General features: G+C 60.7%; 25 protein-coding genes. 16 read left to right on the top strand and 9 right to left on the bottom strand.

Annotated features, from left to right (window positions below; genetic code table 11):
• Window positions 1-55 precede the first annotated feature (55 nt).
• The 13 genes from K6U75_08675 (at window position 56) to K6U75_08735 (ending at window position 10584) form a co-directional block, all read left to right on the top strand.
• Complete coding sequence (locus tag K6U75_08675) at window positions 56-1159, top strand: Gfo/Idh/MocA family oxidoreductase (protein ID MCL6475109.1); 1104 nt, start codon at window positions 56-58, stop codon at window positions 1157-1159.
• Between the two features lie 15 nt (window positions 1160-1174).
• Window positions 1175-1819, top strand: a complete 645-nt coding sequence (locus tag K6U75_08680; protein MCL6475110.1) for a ThuA domain-containing protein — start codon at window positions 1175-1177, stop codon at window positions 1817-1819.
• A gap of 160 nt (window positions 1820-1979) precedes the next feature.
• Window positions 1980-3332: a flagellar hook-length control protein FliK gene (locus K6U75_08685; protein MCL6475111.1), complete on the top strand. Its 1353-nt coding sequence runs from the start codon at window positions 1980-1982 to the stop codon at window positions 3330-3332.
• 21 nt (window positions 3333-3353) lie between these two features.
• Window positions 3354-3758: a hypothetical protein gene (locus K6U75_08690; GenBank protein MCL6475112.1), complete on the top strand. Its 405-nt coding sequence runs from the start codon at window positions 3354-3356 to the stop codon at window positions 3756-3758.
• A 16-nt stretch (window positions 3759-3774) separates the two neighbouring features.
• The gene (locus tag K6U75_08695) at window positions 3775-4140 is read left to right on the top strand and encodes a hypothetical protein (GenBank protein ID MCL6475113.1); all 366 of its coding nucleotides are present in this window, start codon (window positions 3775-3777) and stop codon (window positions 4138-4140) included.
• A gap of 117 nt (window positions 4141-4257) precedes the next feature.
• Complete coding sequence (locus K6U75_08700; protein ID MCL6475114.1) at window positions 4258-5499, top strand: flagellar hook protein FlgE; 1242 nt, start codon at window positions 4258-4260, stop codon at window positions 5497-5499.
• An 84-nt stretch (window positions 5500-5583) separates the two neighbouring features.
• On the top strand, window positions 5584-5778 hold the full coding sequence (locus K6U75_08705) for a flagellar FlbD family protein (GenBank protein ID MCL6475115.1): 195 nt from the start codon (window positions 5584-5586) through the stop codon (window positions 5776-5778).
• 16 nt (window positions 5779-5794) lie between these two features.
• Window positions 5795-6613, top strand: a complete 819-nt coding sequence (locus K6U75_08710; GenBank protein ID MCL6475116.1) for a flagellar motor protein — start codon at window positions 5795-5797, stop codon at window positions 6611-6613.
• The gene (locus tag K6U75_08715) at window positions 6579-7286 is read left to right on the top strand and encodes an OmpA family protein (protein MCL6475117.1); all 708 of its coding nucleotides are present in this window, start codon (window positions 6579-6581) and stop codon (window positions 7284-7286) included. The genes K6U75_08710 and K6U75_08715 overlap by 35 nt, the downstream gene beginning before the upstream one ends.
• Before the next feature lie 52 nt (window positions 7287-7338).
• The gene (locus K6U75_08720) at window positions 7339-7827 is read left to right on the top strand and encodes a flagellar basal body-associated FliL family protein (GenBank protein ID MCL6475118.1); all 489 of its coding nucleotides are present in this window, start codon (window positions 7339-7341) and stop codon (window positions 7825-7827) included.
• Window positions 7828-7851: 24 nt separating this feature from the next.
• Window positions 7852-8913, top strand: a complete 1062-nt coding sequence (gene fliM / locus K6U75_08725) for a flagellar motor switch protein FliM (GenBank protein ID MCL6475119.1) — start codon at window positions 7852-7854, stop codon at window positions 8911-8913.
• Between the two features lie 16 nt (window positions 8914-8929).
• Complete coding sequence (gene fliN, locus K6U75_08730) at window positions 8930-9898, top strand: flagellar motor switch protein FliN (protein MCL6475120.1); 969 nt, start codon at window positions 8930-8932, stop codon at window positions 9896-9898.
• Window positions 9895-10584 (top strand): flagellar biosynthetic protein FliO, encoded by a 690-nt coding sequence (locus tag K6U75_08735; GenBank protein MCL6475121.1) that lies wholly within the window; start codon window positions 9895-9897, stop codon window positions 10582-10584. The genes fliN and K6U75_08735 overlap by 4 nt, the downstream gene beginning before the upstream one ends.
• A gap of 5 nt (window positions 10585-10589) precedes the next feature.
• On the opposite strand, the gene K6U75_08740 is transcribed toward K6U75_08735, so the two are convergent.
• From K6U75_08740 to K6U75_08770, 7 genes are all read right to left on the bottom strand, one after another.
• Window positions 10590-11768, bottom strand: coding sequence for an anhydro-N-acetylmuramic acid kinase (locus K6U75_08740; protein MCL6475122.1), 1179 nt, complete (start codon window positions 11766-11768; stop codon window positions 10590-10592).
• A 4-nt stretch (window positions 11769-11772) separates the two neighbouring features.
• Window positions 11773-12528, bottom strand: coding sequence for a FliA/WhiG family RNA polymerase sigma factor (locus K6U75_08745; GenBank protein MCL6475123.1), 756 nt, complete (start codon window positions 12526-12528; stop codon window positions 11773-11775).
• Window positions 12529-12587: 59 nt separating this feature from the next.
• Window positions 12588-12848 (bottom strand): hypothetical protein, encoded by a 261-nt coding sequence (locus K6U75_08750; protein MCL6475124.1) that lies wholly within the window; start codon window positions 12846-12848, stop codon window positions 12588-12590.
• Between the two features lie 160 nt (window positions 12849-13008).
• Window positions 13009-14496, bottom strand: coding sequence for a glycogen synthase GlgA (glgA, locus tag K6U75_08755; GenBank protein ID MCL6475125.1), 1488 nt, complete (start codon window positions 14494-14496; stop codon window positions 13009-13011).
• Entirely contained in the window at window positions 14481-15437 is a 957-nt protein-coding gene (locus tag K6U75_08760; GenBank protein ID MCL6475126.1) for a hypothetical protein, read from the bottom strand. The genes glgA and K6U75_08760 overlap by 16 nt, the downstream gene beginning before the upstream one ends.
• Before the next feature lie 67 nt (window positions 15438-15504).
• Window positions 15505-16416 carry a uroporphyrinogen decarboxylase family protein gene (locus tag K6U75_08765; GenBank protein MCL6475127.1) on the bottom strand — a complete coding sequence of 304 codons (912 nt, stop codon included), beginning with the start codon at window positions 16414-16416 and terminating at the stop codon, window positions 15505-15507.
• A gap of 97 nt (window positions 16417-16513) precedes the next feature.
• Window positions 16514-18391, bottom strand: coding sequence for an ASKHA domain-containing protein (locus tag K6U75_08770; GenBank protein ID MCL6475128.1), 1878 nt, complete (start codon window positions 18389-18391; stop codon window positions 16514-16516).
• 397 nt (window positions 18392-18788) lie between these two features.
• Here K6U75_08770 and K6U75_08775 point away from each other — a divergent pair, with 397 nt between their 5' ends.
• The gene (locus tag K6U75_08775) at window positions 18789-19922 is read left to right on the top strand and encodes a redoxin family protein (GenBank protein ID MCL6475129.1); all 1134 of its coding nucleotides are present in this window, start codon (window positions 18789-18791) and stop codon (window positions 19920-19922) included.
• Between the two features lie 39 nt (window positions 19923-19961).
• On the opposite strand, the gene K6U75_08780 is transcribed toward K6U75_08775, so the two are convergent.
• A complete protein-coding gene (locus K6U75_08780) occupies window positions 19962-20579 on the bottom strand; it encodes a Uma2 family endonuclease (protein MCL6475130.1) in 618 nt (205 codons plus the stop codon).
• 16 nt (window positions 20580-20595) lie between these two features.
• Window positions 20596-23355: a hypothetical protein gene (locus tag K6U75_08785; GenBank protein MCL6475131.1), complete on the bottom strand. Its 2760-nt coding sequence runs from the start codon at window positions 23353-23355 to the stop codon at window positions 20596-20598.
• Between the two features lie 121 nt (window positions 23356-23476).
• Between K6U75_08785 and K6U75_08790 the strand changes: the two genes are divergently transcribed.
• Both K6U75_08790 and K6U75_08795 read left to right on the top strand, forming a co-directional pair.
• Entirely contained in the window at window positions 23477-24427 is a 951-nt protein-coding gene (locus tag K6U75_08790; protein ID MCL6475132.1) for a hypothetical protein, read from the top strand.
• A 36-nt stretch (window positions 24428-24463) separates the two neighbouring features.
• Window positions 24464-25444: a hypothetical protein gene (locus K6U75_08795; protein ID MCL6475133.1), complete on the top strand. Its 981-nt coding sequence runs from the start codon at window positions 24464-24466 to the stop codon at window positions 25442-25444.
• Window positions 25445-25527 lie beyond the last annotated feature (83 nt).

The following is a 25527-nucleotide window of genomic DNA, read 5'->3' on the forward strand; positions in this document are numbered from 1 at the left end:
CCTTTTCCCTGTGCGAATCGTGACTCACCAACACGCATCGAAAGGAGAAACGTTCATGCGCCGCATGAAAGTGGGCGTGATCGGCTGTGGCAACATCAGCCCCATCTACCTGCAGGCGGGTAGAGTGTTTGAATCTATAGACATCGTGGGATGCGCCGATATCGACATGGAAAGGGCGCGTGCTCGTGCTGCCGAATTCGGTGTTCCCAAGGTTTTGACGCCCGAGGAATTGCTTGCCGACCCCGAAGTGGAGATTGTGCTGAACCTCACCGTGCCGAAAGCACACGCCGAAATCAACCTGAAGGCGATTGACGCAGGCAAGCATATTTACACCGAGAAACCCCTGGCGACCAACCGCGAGGACGGGCGCAAAACCGTGCAAGCCGCTCGTGCAAAGGGGGTACGTGTCGGTTCCGCTCCAGATACCTTTCTGGGAGGTGGTATCCAGACCTGTCGCAAACTCATCGATGACGGCTGGATCGGCGAACCTGTGGGTGCTACCGCCTTCATGACCTGTCACGGTCACGAGAGCTGGCACCCCTCACCCGAGTTCTACTACGAGGTGGGCGGGGGACCGATGTTCGACATGGGTCCCTACTATCTCACCGCGCTGGTGAACCTCATCGGTCCCGTACGGCAGGTCAGTGGGATGGCGCGCATCACCTTCCCCGAGCGGCTTATCACCAGCCAGCCAAAATACGGTAAGGTCGTGAAAGTGGAGACGCCAACACACATCGCGGGCACGATGGAGTTTGCGAACGGCACGATTGGCACGGTGGTGATGAGCTTTGATGTGTGGGCGGCGCAGCTGCCACGCATCGAGATATACGGCACGGAGGGAACCCTCAGCGTGCCCGACCCCAATACCTTCGGCGGTCCCGTGCGCCTGTACCGGCCGGGCAACCGCGACTGGATGGAGATACCGCTGACCCACGGCTACACAGAGAACAGTCGTGGGCTGGGAGTGGCGGACATGGCGGCAGCCATCCAGACGGGCAGACCGCACCGCGCCAGTGGCGACCTTGCCTATCATGTGCTGGATGTGATGCAGGCGTTCTTGGACGCTGCGGAGGCTGGCAGAACCATCGCCATCGAAAGCACCTGTGAACGCCCGAAGCCTTTGCCACTGGGATTACGACACGGACAGATCGACGCTTAACAGGAGGAACAGAGTATGAAACGCGCGTTAATCGTCTGGGGCGGCTGGGAGGGACATGAACCCAAGCAGTGCGCCGAGATTTTCGCGCCCTGGCTGCAATCGCAGGGCTACGAGGTCATCGTTTCCCATACGCTGGACACCTACACCGACAAAGACCTGATGCAGTCGCTGAACCTGATTGTGCCGATATGGACAATGGGTACCATCACCCCCGAGCAGGAAGCGGGGCTTCTGGACGCCGTGCGCAGTGGCGTGGGCATCGCCGGATGGCACGGGGGCATGGGCGACTCATTCCGCAACAACACCGAATATCAGTTCATGGTTGGTGGGCAGTGGGTTGCTCACCCGGGCAACATCATCGAATACGAAGTGAACATCATCAAGCCCGACGACCCCATCGTGGCGGGCTTGAGCGACTTCAAGATGCATTCGGAACAGTACTACATGCATGTGGACCCCTCCAACGAGGTACTCGCGACCACTACCTTCAGCGGCGAATACTGTGAGTGGATTGCGGGCACGGTGATGCCCGTGGTGTGGAAACGTCGCTACGGGAAGGGGCGCGTGTTCTACAGCTCGCTGGGGCATGTGGCGAAGGACTTCGAGGTGCCCGAAGCGCTGGAGATTATGAAGCGCGGCATGTTGTGGGCATCCACATAGCCAGCAGCCTGTTGGCACATTGTACGGGGCAGACGCGCGGTCTGCCCCTGTTTTCTCCCCCCCATGCAACCTCAACTATCGCTCTAGGATTCACCCTCACATAAGCCGACAATATTACCGGCTTCGCGCATGAACACGGCGCGAGAAAGGAGGTGAGAGAGTGACGCAAGCGGTACAGGCAGAGATTTTCACAGGTTCCCCGCAAGTGGGCAGTGTGCCCACGTCAGCGCAGGCAGCTGTGCCTGTCGCTGAGGGAGAGGTGTCGTGGTTCGCGCAGCTGCTGGCGATGCTGCAGGCTCCTGCTGGGGTGGACATGCCGGTGCCGGCAGAGGTACACCCGGATGCCCCTCCCGAAAGCGAAAAAGCCCCCAAACCTCTGGAAATGACACAGGTCGCCGTGTTGCTGGCGCCGCCAGTCTTCTGGGGGAACGTGCCCGCGCCGGCGCAGCCGCCGGATGAGAGTGTGGCGGCTGATTCGGCAGTACACGTTATCCAGCGGGAGACGGCAAACGGCATGCCCATCTCCGTACCACCACCCGCAACCGGAGAAGCGGCGCCAGCCCGTGAGCGAACGGCTGCGGCTATGCCGTCTCCCACAAACGTGGAAAGTAAGCCCGAACAGCCTTCGGCTTTCGAGGGCATGGCCTTCCAGCCACCCGCCGACCGAGCTGGGGACACACCGTCTGCGGAGGTCTCGCTACCGGTGGACAAGGCGATGCCACGTGTCAGGGATGCGATCTCGCCGCCTGCGCTGGAGACATCCCCTGCGCCGCACCCGACATCTCGTGCTGCGGAAACCCGTGCCGGTGACGCCACCAGCGTGCGTCCACCAACCGATGACCTGCTAAACGTATCGGGTGTCCAGAACCCGGCTGCGCCTGCCACACCGTCGGGTAACGCGGGCGCATCGCAGGGTGACGGCAGGGAGGAACACAGGGAGCCTGCATTGACAGTGCGTGTGGGTACACGCTCCCGGATCAAGCCAGCCGAGAGACCGTTCTCCATGCACGTGAACGAGATGCACCCACATGGTCATCAGACGGGGGAGGCGACTGCAGCGGTATCCCGAGTAGCAGAGAATGCTCCACCGCAGCCGGAGGTGTCGCCGGTAGAGGTGGTTCGGCAGGTTGCACGGCAGATAGAAACCTTAACGAGCCAGCGTGGTACCAGCAGTGTGACCCTGCAGCTGGAGCCAGAGCATCTGGGCAGGCTACGTGTGACCATCTCACTGAACGATGGCGCTATCCATACCCACATCGTGGCGGACAACCACGTGGTAAGACAGATGCTGGAAAGCAACTCCAGCCTGCTGCAGCAGGCGTTGCAGCAACGCGGTCTGCAACTGGGCGCACTGCAGGTCTCCGTGCAGGGTGACGGACGTCAGTTCCTGTTGCACCAGCCCTATACCCCACCGCCGAGGGGCGGCTGGCTGGAATCAGATGCAGCGATACGCGCGGCAAACGAAGCAAGTTTCGTGCGCGCAACGCCGGGAGGGATCAACCTGCTGGCGTAGCCACGAAGGAGGTGTGCATCGATGACCGTAACGCCAGGTGGTGGCGCGGGTAACACGTTCACAGCAGCCGTGAGCGCCACCCCAAAGACAACCAGAGACCAGTTCCTGAAGCTGTTCCTGACGCAGCTGCAGAACCAGAACCCGTTAGAGCCGATGCAGGATCGGGACTTCCTGATGCAGCTGGCACAGTTCACGCAGGTGGAAAACGCCGAAGAGATGACGCATACCCTGCAAAAGCTGCAGATGCTGGTCACCTCTACGCAAGCCACAGCCCTGCTGGGTAAGCAGGTTATCGCTCTGCCAGAGGGCGAGGCGACGCCGACGGAGGGCAAAGTGAGCGCGGTGCGCTTCACCGCCGAGGGCGTGTGGCTGATGGTCAATGGCAAACAGGTCAGCGTGCAGAACGTGCTGCAGGTAAACGGTTAGTTTTGGGAGGTGCAACATGCCAGAGGTTCGCCAGATAACGAACGTTCCTTCCCCCTCAGGCGTCAAACCGCCACAACGGACAGCACAGGACGGGGAAGCCTTCCGCGCCGCGCTTCAACAGGCGCAGGGAGGTGTGCGTTTCTCCGCGCATGCGCAGGCGAGACTGCAATCACGTCACATCGAACTGGATGCGGAGGCTCTGCGCCGGGTGGAGAACGCGGTGAACAAAGCGGCAGAGAAAGGCTCGCGCGAGTCTCTGCTGCTGATGGACGACATCGCGCTGATTGTGAGCGTGCGTAACCGCACGGTCATCACCGCCATCGACAAGGAGAACCTGAAGGAGAACGTTTTCACCAACATCGACAGCGCAGTGGTGCTGTAACGGGCACCCGCCGGGGCGGGACCCCCTCCGCGTGACGGGGACGCCCCCAGGCTCCTGAGCGACCGACGGAGCCAACCGTTACCATGACATCAAAAACGCGAGGAGGAGGTCACAGATATGTTTCAGGCGATGTTCTCAAGCATCTCCAGCATCAAGGCACATCAGGTGCGTATGGGTGTGGTTGGCAACAATATCGCCAACATCAATACCACTGGTTTCAAGTCGGGAAGAGTCACTTTTCAGGAGATGCTGTCTCAAACGCTGCGAGGAGCCAGCCGCCCTACCGAAGGCGGTCTGGGTGGTACCAACCCTATGCAGGTCGGGCTGGGCACTCAGGTGGGTAGCATCGACACCATCCTGGAGCAGGGAAGCCTGCAGGCTACCAACCGCGTCACCGACCTGGCGATTCAGGGCAACGGCTTCTTTGTGGTGAGCAACGGCAAGCGAGTCGCCTTCACACGAGACGGTAATTTCGACATCGATGCCAATGGCACGCTGGTGCACAAAGCTACCGGTGAGAAACTGGTTGGCTGGATGCCCAACGCCGACGGCAATATCGACATCACGGAGCCGCTGGATGCCAGCTCGGTGATAGTCATTCCCGTAGGGAAGACCATTGCCGGTCAAGCCTCCACCAGCGCCAGCTTCAAAGGCAACCTCGCACTGGATGGTACCAGCTGGACAACCAGCGTGATGCTCTACGACGCGGTAGGCGCACCGGTAGACCTCAGACTGAGGTTCTCGCGGAACACCAGCGAACCACCATCTACCCCGTGGACGCTGAGCTACTCGGTAGATGGGGGCAGGACCTGGGTGCCAACGGCTGATGCCGTAGAGTTCGACCAGTACGGGCGTATTGTCCGAGGCGCGAGCCAGACCATCATCTTTACACCGCCGGACTCCGGTGCACCTGACATGACGGTATCCATTGACCTGTCGCGCATCACCCAGCTGGCAACCAGTTCCACTGTGGAGCCTATCGCGCAGAACGGCTATCCGCCGGGCACGCTGGAGCAGCTGACCGTCTCGCCCGATGGAACCATCAATGGCGTCTTCAGTAACGGCTTGAACCTGCCCGTCGCCCGCGTGGCCATGGCGGTATTCAACAACCCCGGCGGTCTGGAGCGTGCGGGCAACAACCTGTTCCGCGAGTCGGTGAACTCGGGAGTTGCCAACATCGGCACCGCACAGACGGGTGGACGTGGTTCCATCAGCTCGGGCTATCTGGAGATGTCTAATGCGGACATCGGTAACGAGTTCACCAACCTGATAGTGACCCAGCGTGGTTTCCAGGCGAACACGCGCATCGTCAGCACGGTGGACGAGATGCTGCAGGACGTGCTGCAGATGAAACGGTAAGTCCCAACCTACCTCTACCCCCTCTCCCACTTTGTGGGAGAGGGGCCGGGGGTGAGGGACATACAAAAAGGACGCTGAAAAGCCATGATTAAAGTGACCAGGTTTGACCATTCGGAGCTTGTGGTCAACGCGGAGTTGATAGAGACCGTGGAGGCAACGCCAGACACCGTCATCACGCTGACCAGCGGTAAGAAGCTGGTAGTCAGCGAGGACGTGGACGAAATCATCCGCCGGGTCATGGAGTATCGTCGTCATGCTTATAGGGCGCAGCAGGAATAGTGCCGCCGGTTCCAGGATGGACAGCACCACTGTCGGCGGGCTGGTCATTGGCGTTGGCTGTTTGGTCGCTGCCCTCTGGCTGGAAGGAGGGCATCTACAGCAGCTGGTGAACCTGCCTGCCGCGTTAATCGTGCTGGGCGGCACATTTGGAGCCACCCTCATCGGCTTGAGCGTTCAGCAGTTGCGCGACCTGCCCCATATTTTGCGTCAGGCTCTGGTTAGACCATCTATAGACATCCCGCAGACCATCCGCTGGCTGGTAACGCTATCGGAAAAAGCGCGCCGCGACGGACTGCTTGCGCTGGAAGCCGACGCGAACGCCGCTTCCGACGAGTTCCTCAAACGCGCCCTGCAACTGGCGATAGACGGCACAGACCCGGAACTGGTACGCGACATCCTGCAACTGGAGATTACCTTTCTGGAAGAACGACACCGCCAGGGCGAACAGGTCTTCACCAGCATGGGCGGTTATGCTCCCACCATGGGCGTGCTGGGCACGGTGATGGGGCTGATACACATGATGTCTCGCATTGAAAACCCCAGCCAGATGGGCCCCGCTATCGCCACGGCGTTCGTCGCCACACTCTACGGAGTGAGCTCCGCCAACCTGCTGTTCCTGCCCATCGCGAACAAGCTGCGCACACGCCACGCCGAAGAGGTGCTTTTGCGTGAGGTCATCGTGGAAGGCGTTCTGGCGATTCAATCGGGAGAAAACCCGCGTATTGTGGAACAACGCTTACGGGCGTTTCTCTCACAACGTCAGAAGCGTGCCCTACCCGCGTTGAGGTGGCATATACACGATGACCAGAGCACGCAGGAGCACAAGGCGGCATGAAAACGTCGACCGCTGGCTCATTACCTACGCCGATATGATTACCCTGCTCGTGGCGCTATTCATTATGCTGTACGCGATGTCGGCGGTGAATCAGGAAAAGTTCGGCGCGCTGGCTCAGTCCATGCGGCGCGAGTTTCAGGCGCTGCCCGAACACAACGGGGGCAAGATTATCGGCACAGGGCAGATTGTGGGCCCTCTGGAGCAGCAGGCATCGCAACTGCAACGATTTCTGGAGGATACCGGTCTGCAAACGCAGGTGCGCGTCCGGCATGAGGAGCGCGGGCTGGTCATCTCGTTGCTCAGCGACGGCACTCTGTTTGACCTCGGCAGTGCAGAGCTGAAGCCATCTGCCCGTCAGGTGCTGGATCGGGTGGCTCAGGTGCTTCGCGCGGTGCCGAACCCTGTGCTGATTGAAGGGCACAGCGACAACCTGCCCATCCGCACCGCGCAATATCCGTCCAACTGGGAGCTTTCGGCGGCACGCGCCGCACGGGTGCTGCGCTATCTGGTGCAGAAAGGGGGCATCCCCTCACAGCGTCTGATTGCCGCAGGCTATGCCGACACACGTCCTCTGGTGCCGAACAACTCGCCGGCGAACCGTGCGCAGAACCGTCGCGTGGATATCGCCATCCTCAAAACCTCGCAGAACGCTCTAAGATTCGGTTCGCGCTGAGCCGACAATAGGATACGGGGAGACGCTCATTATTCTCGTGATAACTTCTGACATGGAGGTCGTTATGGCAGCAAAGAAAGCAGGCGCGGAAGGTGCTTCTGGTGGCGGAAAGAGCAAGACGATTATCTTCCTGGTCATCGGCGTTGTGCTCGGAGCAGTAGTAGCGTTCGGGGCGAGCACGATGATTCTGGGCAAAAACAAAGGGGAAAAGAAAGAGGAGAAAACCCTGCCCGAACACACCATTGAGCTGGACGAGTTTGTGGTGAACCTCGCCGACGGCTCGCATTACGCAAAGGTGTCCATCGCGCTGGGTCTGGAGAAGCCGATGGAAGGCGGCGGTGAACACGGCAAACTGGACGCAAAGATACTTGCGCCTATCCGGGATACGGTCATCACGGTGCTGTCCAGCAAGAGCATGGAACAGCTGGTCAGCAGTGAGGGCAAGGCGAAGCTCAAAGAGGAGCTCAAGGAGAAGTTGAACGAGTTGCTGGGTAAAGAGGTGGTAAAGGAGGTCTACTTTACCGCACTCACGTTGCAGTAGCGCAGGTAGCAGGTGTAAGCGGAAATGGTGGAGATACTGTCGCAAGAGGAGATAGAGGCTCTTCTGGCATTGCTGACCAGCTCCGAAGAGACTGCAGCGGCTGCCCCTGCCAGCACGCCGGGGGCTGCTGTCTCGCCTGTCGGCGCAGGGAAGGCGGACCGTCGTACTCCGATTGCCTACGAGGTGTACGATTTCCGCCGCCCGGACAAGTTCTCCAAGGACCAGCTGCGCACCATGCAGATGCTACACGAGACCTTCGCGCGGCTGTTCTCCTCCACGCTTGCCGCTCACCTGCGCGCACCGGTGCATATCGACCTCATCTCGGTAGAGCAAATCCCTTACGACGAGTACATCCGGGCGATTACCAGCAGCCTCATCAATATTTTCAGTATGCAACCCCTGTCCGGACAGGCGTTGCTGGAAATCGAGTTCGATGTGGTTATCAGTATGATTGACCGCTTGCTGGGAGGGCCCGGCACGGTGGTCAAGCGTCCTCAGCCCGCTCTCACCGATATTGAGCGACCGCTGGTGGAAAGTGTGGTGGACCGTGCGCTGGGTTCCCTGCGCACCGCCTGGGAAGGGATTGTCAGCTTCACACCCGTGCGCGAGGGCATGGAAACCAGTGCGCAGTTTGTGCAGATTGTGCCTCCGAACGATATTGTGGTCTCCATCCTGTTTGAAATCCGCGTCGGGGAAACACACGGCGCCATGAGCCTGTGCATTCCCTACCTGCTGCTCAAACCCATCCTGTCCAAGCTCAGCGCACAGCGATGGTTCTCGGGCAGTAAACGTTCCTCTTCGCAACATACGGCTCTGATCGCTCAGCAGATTCAACACACGCGCGTGCCGCTGGTGGCGGTACTCGGAAGCACTCGTCTGATGCTGAGACAGGTGCTAGACCTGAAGGAAGGCGACGTGATACTGCTCACCCGGCGCACCAACGAGCCGATTGACGTGATGGTGGGCAACAGGGTGAAGTTTCGGGCACGTCCGGGCTTGCGCGGCAAACAAGTCGTTGTGCAGATAGAAAGCATCGTGGCGAACCACACCGCTGAAAAAACGAAGACAGCAGCTTCATCCGCCTGAGGAGGAAGGGTAGCAGATGGCATCTTTGAACCTGGAACATATCAACACAATCACCGGCAAGCAGGATAGCCTGTGGGGGACGGTGTCGATAGCACTGTCGGAAGCGATTAACCGACAGGCGACCCTTTCGTCCCCTCTCACCACCCTGCTTCCGGTTTCAGAGTTAGAAAACGCTTTTGCAGGCAAGCGCGTCTACGGCGTAGCCACTTTGCAGACCACCAGTGCCTACACTCTGCTCATCGTTTTGGAGACTTCTTCTGCTGAGTTGCTGGCGGACATCGCTGCCGGAGGGGACGGTTCCAGCCCGCCGCAGGAGATCGATGAAGGCGGTCTGCAGATCCTGCAACAGGTGCTGTTTGTGATTGCGAACGGTTTGGCACAGTCATTCGCTAATCTGACAAACAATGAATGTAACATATTGCAGGTAGAGTGTCGCTATGAGCCTGTTGAGCCGCCTGTGGAGTGGCTCACTCAGGACAATCTGGTGCGTCTGGACGCGGTGTTACACATCGACGGCAGCCCTATCGGCGCGATGGCTGTGCTTGGCGATGAGCGGTTCGCCCTGTGGCTGGCAGGCGAAGAGACCGACTCGCCGTCGGCACAGGCAGATGCCGTTGCCGGAGCCAGCCCCTTCCAGACATTGGATGAGGCAACAACCGCATCCTCTCAGCCTTTTGTGCCGCTGGCTCAAGCGGCTTCCCAGACGCTGCCCGCAGGCATTGAACTGATACTGGACGTTCCCCTCGAGCTCACCGTCGAGCTGGGGCGCAAACGGATGTTTATCAAGGAAGTGCTGGAGCTGACCATCGGCTCCATTGTGGAACTCGACAGGATAGCGGGCGAGCCGGTGGATGTTCTGGTGAACGGACGCATCATGGCACGCGGGGAGGTGGTGGTTATCGAGGACAACTTCGGCATCCGCATCACCGAGATTATCAACCCGCAGGAGCAGTTAGTCGAGATTAGCCGGAGAGCGGTGGCATGAGGAGAGTATATCTCATCTTCGTCCTGACGGTCGTGGTGAGGCAGGGGGTGGCTTCGCCCCCTGAGGCGCTTTTCTCTCCGCCCCCCGCCTCCGGCGTTCCCAGCCTGCACCTCACATCGTCGCCGCTGGCAACAGCGCACCCGGAGACGCGACCCAACGATGCCGCGCTCGCTTCGCCTCGCCCACAGGGTGCGCAAAACTCCCGCGACGGCTGGGATGCCCTGCGACGCGAAACCCTGCCTGAACCGGTAGGGTCTCCGACCAGCCAGGCGTGGCGCTGGCTGGTTGGGCTGGCGGTTGCGCTGGCTCTCATCAAATGGGGGCTACCACGCGCCCTCAACGGCGGTAACAAAGGGCAGATTGTGCAGTGGTTTACCCGCCTTGCCCCTCCGAAAAGCGAAGGCACTATTACCGTGCTGGATACCCGCTTCTTAGGAGCGGGAGCGGTGCATCTCATCACTGTGCGGGGAAGAACGCTGCTTATCGGCTCCACAGCGCAGCAGGTGAACCTGTTGATGGACCTCACCGAACAGCCGGACTCCGCGTCCGCGTTTGACAAGGTGCTTGCCCAGTCCAGACCTTTCACGCCGGAGCCAACGCTTGCCGACGAAACCGATGAGACCCGACAGGTGCTCCGCGACGTTCAACAGCGATTGCAGCAGGCACGTCAGCGACTGGAGGGGTAACCGCGCTATTTCGGGGAGGGCAGGCAGAGTTTGCCCATGATGACGGCACGTTGCGCCCCCGTTGCTGCAGGCAGATTATTCGTCCGTCCCCGCATCCGCTGGTAGCCTAACACCGCAAAAGCCACCGCCTCCTTCGCATCGGGATGGATGCCGTAGCGGTCGCTGGTCTCGACCTGCAGTTCAGGCAACAGTTCGCGCAATCGCTTCATGAGTGTGCGGTTGTGCACGCCACCCCCGGAGACTATCAGCCGACTGGCTGGCATCTTCACGAAAACGAATCGGCGGACGGCGTCGGCGATGCTGCGGGCGGTGAGTTCGGTAAGAACGGGCACCAGCAGTTCGGCGTTAGCAGTCTTGTAGCGGCGCAGCAGTTTGCGCACCATTGCCTCGCCGAAGGTCTCGCGTCCGGTAGACTTCGGTGGTGGTTGCGCAAAGTAAGGATGCCGCAACAGTTCGTTCAGCCACTCCTCGCGCACCGGGTGCCTCTGCGCGAAGGAGCCTTCGGGGTCGTATCGGTATTTGCCCCCACTGGCAATCTCCATCGCCACGTTAATCAATGCGTTGCCGGGTCCTGTGTCGAAGGCAACCACCTGCTCCGGCGAGGCGTTCGCAGCGATGGCGGTGAGGTTGGCAATGCCGCCGATATTCAGCAGAATGCGCCCCTCTTCAGGGTGACGAAAGAGCAGATAATCCACATACGGAACCAGAGGCGCGCCCTGACCGCCTGCCGCTACGTCCGCCGTACGAAAGTCACCGACGGTGGGCACGCCGGTGCGTTCCGCAATCACCGCCAGCTCGCCGATTTGCAGGGTGGAGCGAATCGCCCTTCCCTGCCACTCTATCGGCTCAGGCTGGTGCCACACCGTCTGCCCGTGCGAGGCGATGCACAGCAGCTGCTCGGGGGATACCTTCGCGTGCCGCATCAGCTGCAACGCCGCATCGGCGAACAGTTCGCCCAACAGGAAGTTCAGGTGGCAGATTTCGGCGACGCCTGTTTCCCCGCGGATGGTGCGCAGCAAATCCGCCTGCACATCGGGGGGATAGGGTGTGGCTTGGAACGCCAGCGTGTTCACCTGAAGGGTATCGCCCGCCTCGCAGATGTCCACCAGCGCGGCGTCGATACCGTCCATGCTGGTGCCAGACATCAAACCGATGACCATACCGGCGGGTTTGGGGTGTGCCATCTGCTCAAAACATGCCCGCGTCACGTTGCAGGTAGTTGCGGAGGCGCAGCACCGCCTGCGTGTGCAGCTGATACACGCGGGATTCGGAGACGCCCAGCACCCTGCCGATTTCGCGGAAGGTCAAACCCTCGTAGTAGTATAGCGCGATAACGAGTCTTTCGCGTTCGGGCAGGCGGTCGATGGCTTCCACCAGCAGCCGTCGCATCTCCCGCTGCTCTACCTCGGCGATGGGGTCGGCAGACGTATCCGAGAGAACGTCAGCGATGTGCAGCTTTTCGCCCGAGTCCTGCGAGCCCAAAATCAGGTCGTCCAGCGAGAGCAGGTTGGTGCGTCCGGCATCGCAGAGCAGCTGATGGTAATCTTCTATCGCCATGCCCAGTTCCTGACTGATTTCCTCTTCGGTAGGCGGTCGTCCAAGGCGAGATTCTAAGGCGGAGTACGTGCGCTCCAGCTGCTTCACGCGGTCGCGCACGGAGCGGGGAACCCAGTCTTCCGAGCGCAACAGTTCCAGAATAGCCCCCCGGATAAGCGCGATGGCGTAGGTTTCGAACTTGACCTGGCGGGATGGGTCAAACTGGTCTACTGCCTTAATCAGCCCCATGATGCCTGCGCTTACCAGGTCCTCGCGGTCCAGCGTGGGCGGAAGTGAGCTGACCACACGTCCGGCGGTAATTTTAACCAGATAGGCATAGCGTTCGATAATCTGGTGACGCGCCTGTGGGTCGCCATACCGCTTATAGCGCTCCCACGCTTTATCCATTTCCGCAGCCGATGGCATGACCAGCCTTTTCTCCTCTGAAGTATCTTGTCAGAAGGTGGTTACGCTGCTTCTCGCTCTTCCTGAGGTTCTTCCTTGGCGGGTGGATCTTCGGCGGCAGGTCGGTTTTCAGCGGGCTTCTGTGCGCCTTTGGAGGCGTCCAGTATCACCTCAAACACTACCATCACTGCCGCTAGCATCACGAACACAGTTGTGGCACGCAGAAAGCTCGTTGCCAGCGAGATGCCGCTCCAGCTCGCCAGCAACCACGTCCACAACGCCCCCCAGAGAGCAATGAACCACTTTAGCCGACTTGCGCTCATGCCCCACTCCGCCACGATAGTTAGTATAACACAGCAATTCCACGATTACCAGTTGATCGCTTTCGCCTGCGGAGGACGAGCCGCCCGCTGCGCCGCCCCCCACACGCGGGGAGGAGAGTTTACAGCTCGGCAGGAGCCTCGCCCTCCAGCAAGACCGTGTTCAGGCAGCTTCCAGACTGGCTTTGCGTTGTTCCAGCGCGCGCAGGTACAGGTCGGCATACTCCCCTGCGGCACGGTTCCACGAGTAATCCGAGCGCAGAGCGGTATCCACCAGCTTGCGCCACACCTCGGGCTGCCGATATGCCTTCAGCGCACGCTTGATAGCCTTCAGCAGCTCCGCCGGGTCGTACAGCTCGAAGACGAAACCGTTGCCTTTGCCCGTACGCGGCGAGAAGTCGGCGATGGTATCCGCCAGACCGCCCGTCTTGCGCACGATGGGGATAGTTCCGTAGCGCAACGCCATCAGCTGCCCCAATCCGCACGGCTCGAAGCGCGACGGCATCAGGAACATATCGCTGCCTGCGTAGATGCGTTGAGCCAGGTCGGGGTCAAAGCCGATGAAAGCACGCATCTGCTCGGGATGCTCTTTTGCCAGCTGCTTGAACAGCTCCTCGTAGCGCGGATCGCCCGTACCCAGCACTACAAACTGGAAGCCCAGATTCAGTATCTGCTTCGCAACAGGGGCGATGAGATCCAGCCCTTTCTGGTCTGCCAGGCGGGTAATCATGCCGATGATGGGAGCATTCGGGTTGACGGTAAACCCGCACTCTTTCTGCAAAGCCTCTTTGCACTTCGCTTTGCCGGATGGGTCATCCGCGCTGTAGTGGGCGGGGATGCGCGGGTCGGTGGCGGGGTTGTACTCCTCGTAGTCGATGCCGTTGACGATGCCCTCCAGCCTCCCCTGTGAGGCGATGTACTGCAGTAGCCCTTCCATCCGGCAGCCGTACTCAGGCGTCTGTATCTCTTTGGCGTAGGTCTTGCTGACCGTATTCACCATGTCGGAGTAGACGATGCCGCCCTTGAGGAAGTTCACCTTCCCGTAGAACTCCAGCCGTTCGTAATGGAACAGCCATTCGGGCAGGCCTGCTTTCCACAACAGCTCGTACCCGAACTCGCCCTGATACGCCAGATTGTGGATGGTAAAAACCAGCCCGACCTGCTGCCATTCCGGCTGGTGTGCATGGAGTATGCGAATGTACACCGGCACGAACCCCGTATGCCAGTCGTTGGCATGGATAACATCAGGCATCCAGTCCAGCTCCTGCAGCATCAGCGGAATGGCGCGGTCAAAGAAGATGTAGGGTTCTGGTTCGAGGGCATAAATCTTTTTCGACTCGGTGGCTTCGGTGAAGTAGTGTTTGTGCCCGATGAGGTAGACGGGGGTGCCATCTTTCAATCGGGTGCGCCGGATAATCGCCTCTTCGGTGGTCATGGGGTTGATGGGCACAGGCAGGCTTTTGACCACCGTGCGCACCGGATAGTCGGGGTTCTTCTCGATCATCCGGTAGCATGGCATGGCGGCACGCACATCGTGCCCGAGCGCACGCAGTGCTTTGGGCAACGCACCTGCCACATCTGCCAGCCCGCCGACCTTCGCCAGCGGGGCAACCTCTGCGGAAACAATCAACACTTTCAAGCTACGACCCATGTGTGTTCCTCCTCTTTCGGTATGGGCAGCAGAGCAGGTGGACGCAGGTGGTCCGACAGGCGCGCCAGAAAGGCATGGAGACCTTTGCCCACCCCGGGATGCGGCATGATTCGGGACCGCACTTCTACCGCCAGAGCAGATAGTCCTTTCGCCGCCGGGCTGTCGGGCGAGGAAAGCCAGAAACAGGCGTTTTGCTCTGCTGCTGCGCTGACACTGGTATCTTCCACAATGCTCCCCAGCAGCCGCACCCTGCTGCCAAACTGCGCGGAGAGCAGCTGCTCGACCTGCCCTCCTATCCTCCGCGCCTGAACGGGTGAGACACACCGGTTCATGACCCAGCCGACCTGCAGGTCTGCGCGCTGCAGAAGCAACCTTTTCACCAGACTATACGTGCGCAGCAGACTGTCGCGTTGCGGGAGGGCTATCGCCAGCACCATATCCGAAGACAGGGCGTAGGCGAGGGTGTCGGTGGATTCGGGGTTGCCCGTGTCGATGATGACCACATCCGCCAGGACTTCGAGACTGCGCAGGCGTTCGATGATGTCGCGCTGCCCCTGTGCGGAGAGGCGTTTGAGGGCAAGGATGCGCGTTGCGCCGGGCAATACGCGGATACCTGCCGCGCCGGCAGTCAGTATCTCCGGCAGGTCGCGTCGGTCGACGAACAGGTCTTCCAGGGAGTAGCGTGGCTCCGTGCCCAGCAAACGGCTACAGGTCAGCACGCCCACGTTGCCATCCAGCAGGACGACGTGTCGCCCGGTCTGTCCCAGCAGAGCGGAAAGGTTGGTGGCGATGGTGGTTTTGCCGGACTCCGGCGTGCCGCTGACCACGCTGATCACCCACGTGCCCATGCGCAAGCCGGGCGTGATACCCAGCACGCCCTCCGCCGGTTGTTGTGAAATCAGCCTTCGTAGCCCTAAAGCCTGGTCATGGACAACAGCCACCGGACACCTCCCGCTACACAGTCTCACCTGTGAAAATTATCGGGAGGAGCCAGCAATTTGTGCAGGGCTATGTGTAGCCCGCCGCCTCATGCGCCACCTGATAGGCGAACTCCACCTCTTCGAGCGGCGTGCCCGGCTGCACCATGTGCGACGTGCAGAAGATGTAACCGCCGCCGGGTTTCAGGGCGTTCATCACGCGCCGAATCTCGTCCGCCAGCTGATCGCGCGGCAGACCCCGCCCCAGCATGGTACGCACGTCCAGCCCGCCGTAGATGCCCAGTCTGCCGTAAAACTCACGCTTCACCTGCACGGGGTCCATGCCCGCCGATTCCTGCACCGGATGCACCACCCCAAAACCCAGCTCCGCCACGCCGTCCAGCACCGGGGTGATGTAGCCGTCACTGTGCAGCGAAAGCAACCCGCCTTTTCGCCTGACCGCGTCGCAGATGACCTTCTCCGCGGGATAGACCACCTCCCACCATGTTTGCGGGCGGAACATCATCGCGTGGTTCATGCCCCAGTCGTCGGAGATGTGTATCACGTCCGCGCCCAGATCCAAACAGTTCTCGGCGTAGCGGGCAGCCCAGCGTGCGATACGTTCATACAGTTGCCTGCACAGGTCTGGACGCATCGCCATCTCCATCAGGTTCTGCGCCTGCCCGATGACGCCGTTCGCCGCCTCGAACACGCCTGGCGTCTGCACGAACACGGCGCGCCCACGTCGCTCCTTGTGATGCTCGATCTCGGCGCGGATGGTGGTGTAGATGTCGGGGTCGTCGGGGTCGGTGAACTCCGCCTCCAGCGCGGCGTCCAGCGTGTACACCCAGCCGTAGGCGGGTTCATATTCGGAATCGGGGCTGTTCGGCGGTGCGCCCTGCTTCAGGAACCCTTTGGCGGGGAACGCCTGTGTCATGTCCACCTCCAGCGCATCGCAGAAAGCCTCGAACGTGCCGTACTTCGCCACGATATCGTCTATCACGCCCGGCTGCCCGAAAATCCAGATATAGATGGACGCGGTCGGGTTGCTGAAAGTTCAACGCGGTCAGCACGCGCTCACGAGGAAGCATCTCTTCACCTCAGTCCAGAGTTTCGATAAAGCCCAGGTGCTCCATATACTCTTCTTCGTACCGCGGATTGCCGGTCATCACAATATGCTTCATCTGCCGCGCCAGCCACTCTGCGCGCTTGCGCTCGCGCACGGAACGGAGGGCGATTTTCGCACCTGCCCCAGCGGCGTTACCTACCGGCTCAATGCGCTCTAACGGCAGCGGCGGCAACAGACCGATGCGTTGCGCGGAACGCAGGTTGACATACATGCCGAACGCCCCGGCCACCAGCAAGCGGCGCACGTCCAGCCAGGCAATGCCCGCCTCCCGCAACAGCACCTCCATCACCGCGCGGATGGAACCCTTCGCCAGCTGCAGCTCGCGAATGTCCTTCTGGGTCAAGACAATGCCTTCCGCATTGCCTGCTGCCTCCGGTGCAACCAGCTGGAACGCTCTCTGCTCGCAGAGGGTCGTCAGGTGCGTTTCCCACCATTGCCCATTGCCATCGCTGTTCATGCGTCCTGCTTCGTTGACTGCCCCGATGTCCAGCAGGCAAGCCGCCGCGTCAATCAATCCCGACCCGCAGATACCTTTGGGGGGCGCGCCTGCCACGGTGGTTACATGCAGCCAGCGGTTTTCGCCGTTGCTCTCCATGCTTATCTGCGAAACCGCTCCCGTCTCGGCGCGGATGCCCTGATAGATGCGTCCGCCCTCGAAGGCGGGACCTGCCGCTGCCGAGGTGCAATAATATCTGCCCTGATGCCGCAGCACGACCTCGCCGTTCGTTCCGATGTCGAGCGCGAGAGCAGTCTCGCCGTCGGGGTCAAACAGGTGCGTGAGCGCGACCGCCACCGTATCTGCCCCCACATACCCCGCCACACACGGCAGGGTGGTCAGCATCGCCGCAGGGTTCACCCGCAAGCCAATCTGCCGCGCCTCCACGCTCAGCAGGTCGGTGAACACCGGCACGTAAGGCGCGACGGCGATGGAGTTGGTGTTGACGCCCAGCAGGAAGTGCAGCATGGTGGTATTCCCCACGGTCACCACCTCAAACACATCATGCGGGTCTACCCCTGCCGTCTGGCACGCCTCGGCGATAATCTCGTTCATCCCGCGCACGACCGCGTGCTGCAGCTGCTTCAAACCCGCAGGGTCATGGTAGACGAAGGACAGGCGTGATACCACATCGTCGCCATACTGCACCTGTGGGTTCAGGCGGGCAGCGTGTGCCAGCTCCTTGCCGCTGTGCAGGTCTATCAGGTAGCCCACCAGAGTGGTGGTGCCGATATCGAAGGCGATGCCCAGCAGGGGATGGGTTTCATCGGGCTGCACCGCCAGCAGGCGGTTCGCGGCGGGATGTTCGGGGTCATAGAAAAGCACGGCATGGACGCAGAAGCCAGCTTCACGCAGAGTCTGCAGTAACTGCCGTAACACTCCCAATGGCACCTGCTCTACTGCCAGTGCAATGCCATGCTGTTCTCGGAGGGCATCCAGCAGGCGACGCAGGTCGGAGCGTTCATCGGAGGTACTCGGTGCAGGCACGTGCAGCGGCAAACGGCGTACGGCAGGCTCCAGGGATACGGGGCGTTCTACGGCGGTGGTTAACACCTGCGCGATAGCAGGCCGGCTCTCGGCGGGCACTTCCACCTGGATATCGCCCGTCACCCGATGGCGACAGGCTAACCGCCAGCCTTCGGCGAGCTCCTGCGCAGGTACGTGGCGTAACTCCTCCTCCGTAGGGTCGGGAACCGCTCCGCCGGTGAAGCGCACCTTACACTTTCCACATACGCCGAACCCGCCGCACGGGGTCTCCACAGCCACCCCTGCCTCCCAGAGCGCGCGCACCAGCGGCGTTCCCTCGGGGAGGTCTATCGTTATCTCATCGGGCAGAATGAACACACGAGCCATGCGTAAACGGGTCCTTTCTCTGCTAATCTGCGGTAAAGGTTATGGGAACAGCGCAGGAAATCCTGTTAGGACTTACGCAGTTGCGATGGGCACCTGACGGGCCATGCATTTTTCAACCACTGTGGAGACGATTGTATGCCATGCCGAGGGTCAGCGAAGCATCTCATCCCTGTCACCCTGAGCGTTAGCGAAGGGTCCGAGATTCTTCACTTCGTTCAGAATGACAATATATTCGCTCAGAGTGCCACATTATGTCGCTTTCCGTCGCAAAACCCTGAACGGTCTTTCAACTGCGCAATTTCCAAACGGATTCTACCCGTCCCGCCTACTCTCCTTGTGCCTGATGGGACGTTTCTGGTATACTGCGGCAAAGAGCATTCGCGAGGAGGCGAAGAGGATGAAACGGTTCTTCATGATTGCCTGCATTCTGGGGCTGGCAGGCGCGGCGTTGGCGCAGTCCATAACCCCCAGGCAGGTCATACAGGACATCCAGCAGGCGTACGGTAAGGTGCAGAGCCTGAAAGCGACCGTGCAAATCAAAATGGGTGAAACGTTCGTCAGCTCGGTGCAGTTGCAGCGACCGAAGCAGTTCGTGGTGCGGGTGAGCCAGAACGGCAAAACGCTATACTCTTTCACCAGCGACGGCAAAACCTTCACCACGTATGATGTGCAGAACAAGAGTTATCAACAGCAAGAGGTCAGCGCAGACAGCCCTCTGGTAGGTGGGCATCTGCAGTTTGCCGGCTTTGCCGCGATGGCGATGGAGCCGCAGTATGGCAAGATGCTGGAGGGGTTCTTCCAGCAGAACTTTGACAAGGCGCAGGCGAAGGGCAAGCAGACGGTCGGCAACACCCCCTGCCGCGTGGTGGAATTGACAGGCAGAGGGGGCACGATGACCCTGTATACAGGCGAGAAGGATGGGCTGGTTTACCGCATGGTATACAAGATGCCCGACGGCGACACCTACGAGGAGACGGTTACCGCATTGCAGCTGAACCCTTCGATCCAGAAGGGTGTCTTCGCGTTCACCCCTCCGGCGGGCGCAAAGAAGGCAGAACCTGCGAAGGCGGAAGAGGCGACGCGAGAAGACACCAGCTCGCTGAAAGGCGCGCAGGCTCCCGACTTCACCCTGACCGATATGGAAGGCAACGAGGTCTCGCTGAACAGCCTGCGCGGCAAAGTGGTGTTCATAGACTTCTGGGCGACATGGTGCCCACCCTGCCGGGAATCGCTGCCGCATACCCAGTCGCTGAGCCAGCACGAGAAGGCGAAATCGGGCGACCTGGTGGTGCTGGCGGTAAACGCCCGCGAGGACCTGGACAAAGTGAAGAAGTTCATGCAGGACAACAACTACAGCTTCCGCGTGCTGCTGGACAAAGACGGCAAGGTGCTGGACAGCTTCAAGGTACGGGGTATCCCCACCTTTGTGGTGATTGACCGCGAGGGCAAGGTGGCCTGGGTGCAGGTCGGCTTTATGCCCGGCTCGGAGAAGGCGATGGAGGATGCGGTTACCCAGGCACTGGGGCAGTAGGCATCTGTTAGCAACGGGCAACCGCGCGGTTGCCCGTTGCTATTGTGGCGGAAGCATCTCCTGCGCCGCGGCGGGGGCGTTGGGCAGACGTTCTGCGGTGAACCATCCGGCTTTCAGGCGGAAGCCGGGTAAAACGCTGCTATTGAACCAGCCGTTCTCATCGGGTTGCACAGGTACATAACTGCCTTCCTGCAGGCGGAACATGTGGATTGCCCTGCGCCCCGGTCGCGGGTCAATCAGCCAGTATTCGCATACGCCTTCCCGTTCGTATTCCAGAAACTTCTCCACGCTGTCGCGGTGTACGCTGTCGTCTGAAATGACTTCCACGACCACATCCGGGGCGCCTGTGAAGCGGTCGGCATCCAGATGTTGCAGGTTCTCGTTGCGCACCACGAACAGGTCCGGCTCGCGAGAAGCGTTACTGCGCGGCAGGTAGAGCTCAAAGGAGGCAAAAAGGAACTCTCCCACTGGATTGCGTTGCAGATACTCTTCCAGCAGATACGCGAGGAAGCGCAGCGCCTCCTGATGGCATCTTTTCGGCGGCATCAGCACAATGGCTTCACCGTTGACCCACTCCGCGTGGGTGTCTTCGTCTTTCATCTGCAGGAACTGCTCGTACGTCAAATGCGTCTTTTCTGTTTTCAGCACAGGCGGCATGAGATGTCCACCTCCATCACCTGTTATACGCCTGTTCGCGCGGCGCGTCGAGAAGTGGAGCGGGCGCAAGGGAAGCAGGTTCCATAATCAGTTCCACCCGGCTTGTGCCCAGCAGCTGCAGAATCAGACTGCCCGACGGCAGGTACTGGTGGGGCGGCGCAATGGGCGTTGGCACGCCGTTGATGCGCACCTGCCGAACCCCGTCCAGCCCGTTAATCAAGATATAGTAACGACGCGATAACCAAGGGGTGACGCGGAAAGATACCTGCAAACGGCGCGGGTTGCCCGGCAGGGGAGTACGCACGGAAGTCTGGTCGATTTGCCCGGGCGCGTGTACCAGCAGCTTTGTCGGGCGCAACGCACGCAGCGAGTACACCGGCGTCGCGCTGAACAGCCGTACCGCATCTGTCTGCACCGTGCCCGGGTTGATGGGCGGGCCGTCCCGCAGCTGCTGGCGAAGAAGGAAAAAGTCAGGCAGTAAGCCCTGCCGCTCTCGGTCGTTTTGCTTCCAGGTCATCTGGATGCCTGTGGCGGTGATGCCGTCGGCAATCGCGCGCCAGGGTCCGCCGTAGGGGTCTACCTCCGCCAGACGGTACAGCGCGTCCGCGTACGCCAATCCGCACCACTGCACCGGTAAACCGAACCACACGGGGGAGATCCAGTTGGTCGCGCCGTACACCGGAATGGTGGCGTAGGTACCGATGTTCTGATTCGCCGGGTTAACCAGATAGACAAACGGCACGCCCGTCCACGCCCAGTATCGCGCCTGCTGCAGGTAGTCCCCGTAGCCCGTCAGCAGGTGGCCCATCAGGTAAGCGCGCACCAGTAACCCGGCAGCGTAGATGTCGGGTGTATGCAGGGGGATTTCCCACGTCTGTGCGCCGCGGGGCACGCCGTTGCGGAACTTGTCCATTGCCCGTAGCAAGCGCAGCCCTTCCGCAATCAGCGCACGGTCACCGCTGAACGCTCCATGTTCCAGCACCTGCAGCACCGCAGCGGCGGTATGGCCGCTGGCGTCCGGCGCGTAGTGTGTGCGCCCGAAATCGGGCTTGCCGGGCTCTGGGCGGTAAATCAGAGTGCCATCCGGTTCGAACCGCGAGACAATCTGCCAGCCCACCTGCCGCGCAGTCTCCATGTTCTCCGCCACGTGTCCGTACACCAGCGCCGCCACCGGATAGGCGTTATGCGAGATGTTATAGAAGTTCATCGCCCAGGTAGGAACCTGAGCGATTGCACCGATAGCGGTTTCGCGCAGGCGTTGTGCGAGGTTGGGGTCAGAGGCGTAGCCCGCCAGCCACTCCATCAGCACTGCCGCATCTGCCGCCGGCTGGGCGTTAAAGCCGGGCCAGTAGGCATGCCGGAAGAGATAGCCTTCGCGGATGCGCGAATCCAGCCAGCCTGCCGCTGCCAGCGACACGTAGCCGGTGAAGGTCATCCCAATGTTCGGCAAGGGCGGCAAACCACGCAGGCGGACGTAGTGCTGCACAGCGGGCACCACGCTCTCTCCCCGCCCGCCGATGAGGGTGGCGTTCAGCACCAGAGGCTGGTTCGGCTGCAGCACTATCGGCAGACTGGGAAGGAGCTTGCCCTCCTCGCGGTTGACACCGTCGGAACCGGGGATCAGGATGCCCATCACATGTGCCCCAGAGGCGAAGAAGCGGTCGGGCGAGTCGAACAACGCGCAGAACTTCTCATCCGGTTGCCACATCAAGCCGACGTAGCGCCCCCGCGCCTGTATCGCCATTAGCGGGAAGGTAATCTTCAGGTTGTCGGGAACCTGCCTGCGCGCCGCCGCCCCGATAACGTCCGCTTCGGAACTGCTCGGCTCGTTCTCCAGGTACTCCAGCCCGGCAAACAACCCCTGTCCTTTAAACGTGCCATAGCTACCCATGCCGGGCAGCAGCAACAACATCGGCAGGAAATACACCTCGCGCGACTGGTCGACGCTGACCTGTGTCTGTACATCGATGGTTCCCGCTACAGGGTTCGGGCTGAATCGCTGCGTGAACAGCCAGTTGCCGTTATCCGCATCTTGCGCACGATATTCCGCCACCAGCTCGGGCCCCTCGCGCCACAGGCGTGCGCTCTCGATGGCACTGTGCAACGCAAGCCATCGGCTCTCAGCCCCCATCTGGTAGCCAATCATGGGACGGGTAAAGCCGGTCGCCATGCGCTCACCCGCCACCAGCACCTCGAAGTTGCCTGGAGCCGCTGCCCTATGTCGCAGGACGACCTCGCCCGAACGCACCTCGTGCATTTCGCCTTGCAGGTTTGGGAGGACAGGTTGCAACCACTGTGGCTCCTGCGGGATATGACGCACTTCGATGCTCATGTAGCGCACCCATGCCCTGCCAGAGGGACCGGGTGGGTCGATGCGGAAGCGGTAGTTGCCGGGAAGCACCGGCAGGATAAGCGTCGGCTCGCCCCACGTCCCCTGCGGTACGAAGAAGCGTACCGACTGCTCTTCCGTCGCCCAGGTGCCCTCGCGGAAGTAGAAAATCTGCCAGAAGGTGCCGACTTCTGCCTTCACGCGGATGCGCAGGTACAGCGCTTTGTCTCTCGGCAGGCTGTAGGCAGGACCGATGGTGTATGGGTCCTCACCCGAGATGTCGATTTGCATCCCATCCAGGGTGGGCACCAGGCGGCTGATGGAATGCGTGGGCTGCCAGCGGGCGACCTCCAGCGGGCTGCGGAAATCGATATAGTACAGCGTTTGGGCGTGAGAGCAAGTCATGGAAAAAAGTCCCAAAACCACCAGAATAGCGCGAGCGAACACGGCAAGCCCCCCTTTTCTGGAAATACCACTGAAACGATAGCACAACGGGCAATAACAGTCAATACGACGGATACCCAATGCAGGAAAATGACAAATCCTGTCGAATAAGAAACAAAGTGGCATGGGGGTTCTGACTATGAAGCCGGGCGGTGAGGTTGCCCTTGTGGCGATACAGATGCGCACCACTCTGGAGCACTACCAGAGCGAAAAACGGTTGACGAGCCGCGTGAACGACCTGCTTGCCTCGGCGAAGAAACGGGTACGCGCGGGGCTTCCAGTGCTGGCTGTCTTCCCTGAGGACATCGGTTTGGGAATGCTATTCCTCGATGATTATGAAGCAGTCAAGGGATGCAAGAGCATCTACGAAGCGGCAGCGGTACTCTCACAACGCCACGCCTCGTCCATCCGACACATAATAGATACGTACCGTGTCTCCCCCACGCGGGCACTTTTGCTGGCGCTGGGCAAAAGGCTGGAAAGCCGTTATCGCCGTCTTTTCTCGCAGGCGGCGCGCCAGCACGGCGTGACCCTGGTTGCAGGCAGTGCACCCCTCCCTCACTCCAAACACCCCGACGAGGTGTATAACACCACCTATGTCTTCGCGCCGGACGGTCGGCTGATTCTGACACAACGCAAGGTGCATCTTATCCCGCTGGAGCAGCAAATGGGCATGGACCTCTGTGCGGGCAAGGTCGAGGAGCTGCGGGTAGGAGATACTCCAGTGGGCAGGCTGGGCGTAGCCATCTGCCTGGATGGCTTCCACGCCGACGTGATCGAGGCACTGGTCAAACAAAAGGCGCGCCTGATCGCGCAGCCGTCTTTCAACCCGCTGCCGTGGACACAAGAGCAGGCGGAAAGCTGGAAAACCGGTCTGTGGCAGGCATGCCAGCAGTATCCCGAAGTCATTGGCGTCAATCCAATGATGACAGGTAGGCTGTTCGAGGATGTGGTCATCGAGGGGCGTTCCAGCATCGTGGCGCACGTTTCACGCACGCGGGATGGTTCCGGTTATCTGGCACAGGCAAGCAGTGCAGTGGATGAAGAGATATTAGTGGCGGAAATCCGAATCTAACAGACACTATGATAGCTCAACAGGGAGGAGAACGAGTTGCCGCAGACGCTGGTAATGGGTATCGACGGTGGACAAAGCACCACACGAGCGTTGATTGCCGACATGGAAGGTAACCTTCTGGGTTTGGGGGTGGGAGGAGCCTCCAACCACATCCACGAGCCGGGCGGTCCCGAACGTCTTCGTCAATCTTTACGAACGGCACTGAACGGCGCGTTGCAGAGTGCTTCCCTGCCCGCTGATACACGCTTTGCGGTGGCACTCTGCGGTATGACCGGCGGCGGACCGCTGGTGGAAGAGATTTGCCGTCAGGAGCTGCCTGCCGACAAGGTTGTGGTGACGCACGACACCCGCACCGCGCTGTATTGCGTGACGCAAGGGCGCCCCGGAGCAGTGGTGATAGCCGGTACCGGCTCCGTGGCGTTCGGGATGAACGAGGACGGCGAGATTGCCTCCGTGGGCGGTTGGGGATACCTGATGGGCGATGAGGGGAGCGCGTACTGGATAGCCCTGCTGGCGATAAACGCATGTACCCGGGCAGAAGACGGGCGCATCCCACCGACGTGGCTGAAGCGAGTGATACTGGAGCATTTCGGTGTGGAGAGCCTGTCAGCCCTGCATCGCCTGATTTATTCCGAACAGCTATCACGGGGACAGCTGGCTTCCGCCGCGCAGGCGGTTTCGGATGCCGCCAAACTGGGCGAGCGCACAGCGATGCGTATCCTCAGCAACGCAGGTAAAGAGCTGGGACTGATGGCAGTGGTCGTGTTGCGCAAGCTCGGAATGCAGTACCACCGGGTCAAGGTGGGTCTCGTGGGAGGAGTAACGCGGGCAACCGCCCCCCTGCACGAAGCCTTCCGAGCAAGGGTGCATCGAAGCACGATGGCAGAGGTGGTGAAACCGCGCTTCCCGATGGTGGTTGCCGCCGTCTGCATGGCATTGGAGCAGGCGGGTATGACGGCGGATGAGCGTCTCTGGCGAGGGCTGGAGGAACAGACGTCCCGGTTTGGTCTTCTTTAACAATGTCATGTTGAGCGTTAACGAGGCATCTCGCTGTCTGTCACCCTGAGCGTTAGCGAAGGGTCTCTGAGATTCTTCGCTTC

The organism is Bacillota bacterium, assembly GCA_023511455.1.
Taxonomy (GTDB): Bacteria; Armatimonadota; HRBIN16; order HRBIN16; family HRBIN16; genus HRBIN16.

What these genes read in the sequence shown, in the direction of transcription:
- K6U75_08680 (MCL6475110.1), top strand. Translation starts at nt 1,175, where the DNA reads ATGAAACGCGCGTTAATCGTCTGGGGCGGCTGGGAGGGACATGAACCC.
- K6U75_08775 (MCL6475129.1), top strand. Translation starts at nt 18,789, where the DNA reads ATGAAACGGTTCTTCATGATTGCCTGCATTCTGGGGCTGGCAGGCGCG.
- K6U75_08770 (MCL6475128.1), bottom strand. Translation starts at nt 18,391, where the DNA reads ATGGCTCGTGTGTTCATTCTGCCCGATGAGATAACGATAGACCTCCCC.
- K6U75_08710 (MCL6475116.1), top strand. Translation starts at nt 5,795, where the DNA reads ATGGACAGCACCACTGTCGGCGGGCTGGTCATTGGCGTTGGCTGTTTG.
- K6U75_08695 (MCL6475113.1), top strand. Translation starts at nt 3,775, where the DNA reads ATGCCAGAGGTTCGCCAGATAACGAACGTTCCTTCCCCCTCAGGCGTC.
- K6U75_08740 (MCL6475122.1), bottom strand. Translation starts at nt 11,768, where the DNA reads ATGGCACACCCCAAACCCGCCGGTATGGTCATCGGTTTGATGTCTGGC.
- K6U75_08780 (MCL6475130.1), bottom strand. Translation starts at nt 20,579, where the DNA reads ATGCCGCCTGTGCTGAAAACAGAAAAGACGCATTTGACGTACGAGCAG.
- fliM (MCL6475119.1), top strand. Translation starts at nt 7,852, where the DNA reads ATGGTGGAGATACTGTCGCAAGAGGAGATAGAGGCTCTTCTGGCATTG.
- K6U75_08705 (MCL6475115.1), top strand. Translation starts at nt 5,584, where the DNA reads ATGATTAAAGTGACCAGGTTTGACCATTCGGAGCTTGTGGTCAACGCG.
- fliN (MCL6475120.1), top strand. Translation starts at nt 8,930, where the DNA reads ATGGCATCTTTGAACCTGGAACATATCAACACAATCACCGGCAAGCAG.
- K6U75_08720 (MCL6475118.1), top strand. Translation starts at nt 7,339, where the DNA reads ATGGAGGTCGTTATGGCAGCAAAGAAAGCAGGCGCGGAAGGTGCTTCT.
- K6U75_08675 (MCL6475109.1), top strand. Translation starts at nt 56, where the DNA reads ATGCGCCGCATGAAAGTGGGCGTGATCGGCTGTGGCAACATCAGCCCC.
- K6U75_08735 (MCL6475121.1), top strand. Translation starts at nt 9,895, where the DNA reads ATGAGGAGAGTATATCTCATCTTCGTCCTGACGGTCGTGGTGAGGCAG.
- glgA (MCL6475125.1), bottom strand. Translation starts at nt 14,496, where the DNA reads ATGGGTCGTAGCTTGAAAGTGTTGATTGTTTCCGCAGAGGTTGCCCCG.
- K6U75_08750 (MCL6475124.1), bottom strand. Translation starts at nt 12,848, where the DNA reads ATGAGCGCAAGTCGGCTAAAGTGGTTCATTGCTCTCTGGGGGGCGTTG.
- K6U75_08745 (MCL6475123.1), bottom strand. Translation starts at nt 12,528, where the DNA reads ATGGATAAAGCGTGGGAGCGCTATAAGCGGTATGGCGACCCACAGGCG.
- K6U75_08790 (MCL6475132.1), top strand. Translation starts at nt 23,477, where the DNA reads ATGGGGGTTCTGACTATGAAGCCGGGCGGTGAGGTTGCCCTTGTGGCG.
- K6U75_08700 (MCL6475114.1), top strand. Translation starts at nt 4,258, where the DNA reads ATGTTTCAGGCGATGTTCTCAAGCATCTCCAGCATCAAGGCACATCAG.
- K6U75_08690 (MCL6475112.1), top strand. Translation starts at nt 3,354, where the DNA reads ATGACCGTAACGCCAGGTGGTGGCGCGGGTAACACGTTCACAGCAGCC.
- K6U75_08715 (MCL6475117.1), top strand. Translation starts at nt 6,579, where the DNA reads ATGACCAGAGCACGCAGGAGCACAAGGCGGCATGAAAACGTCGACCGC.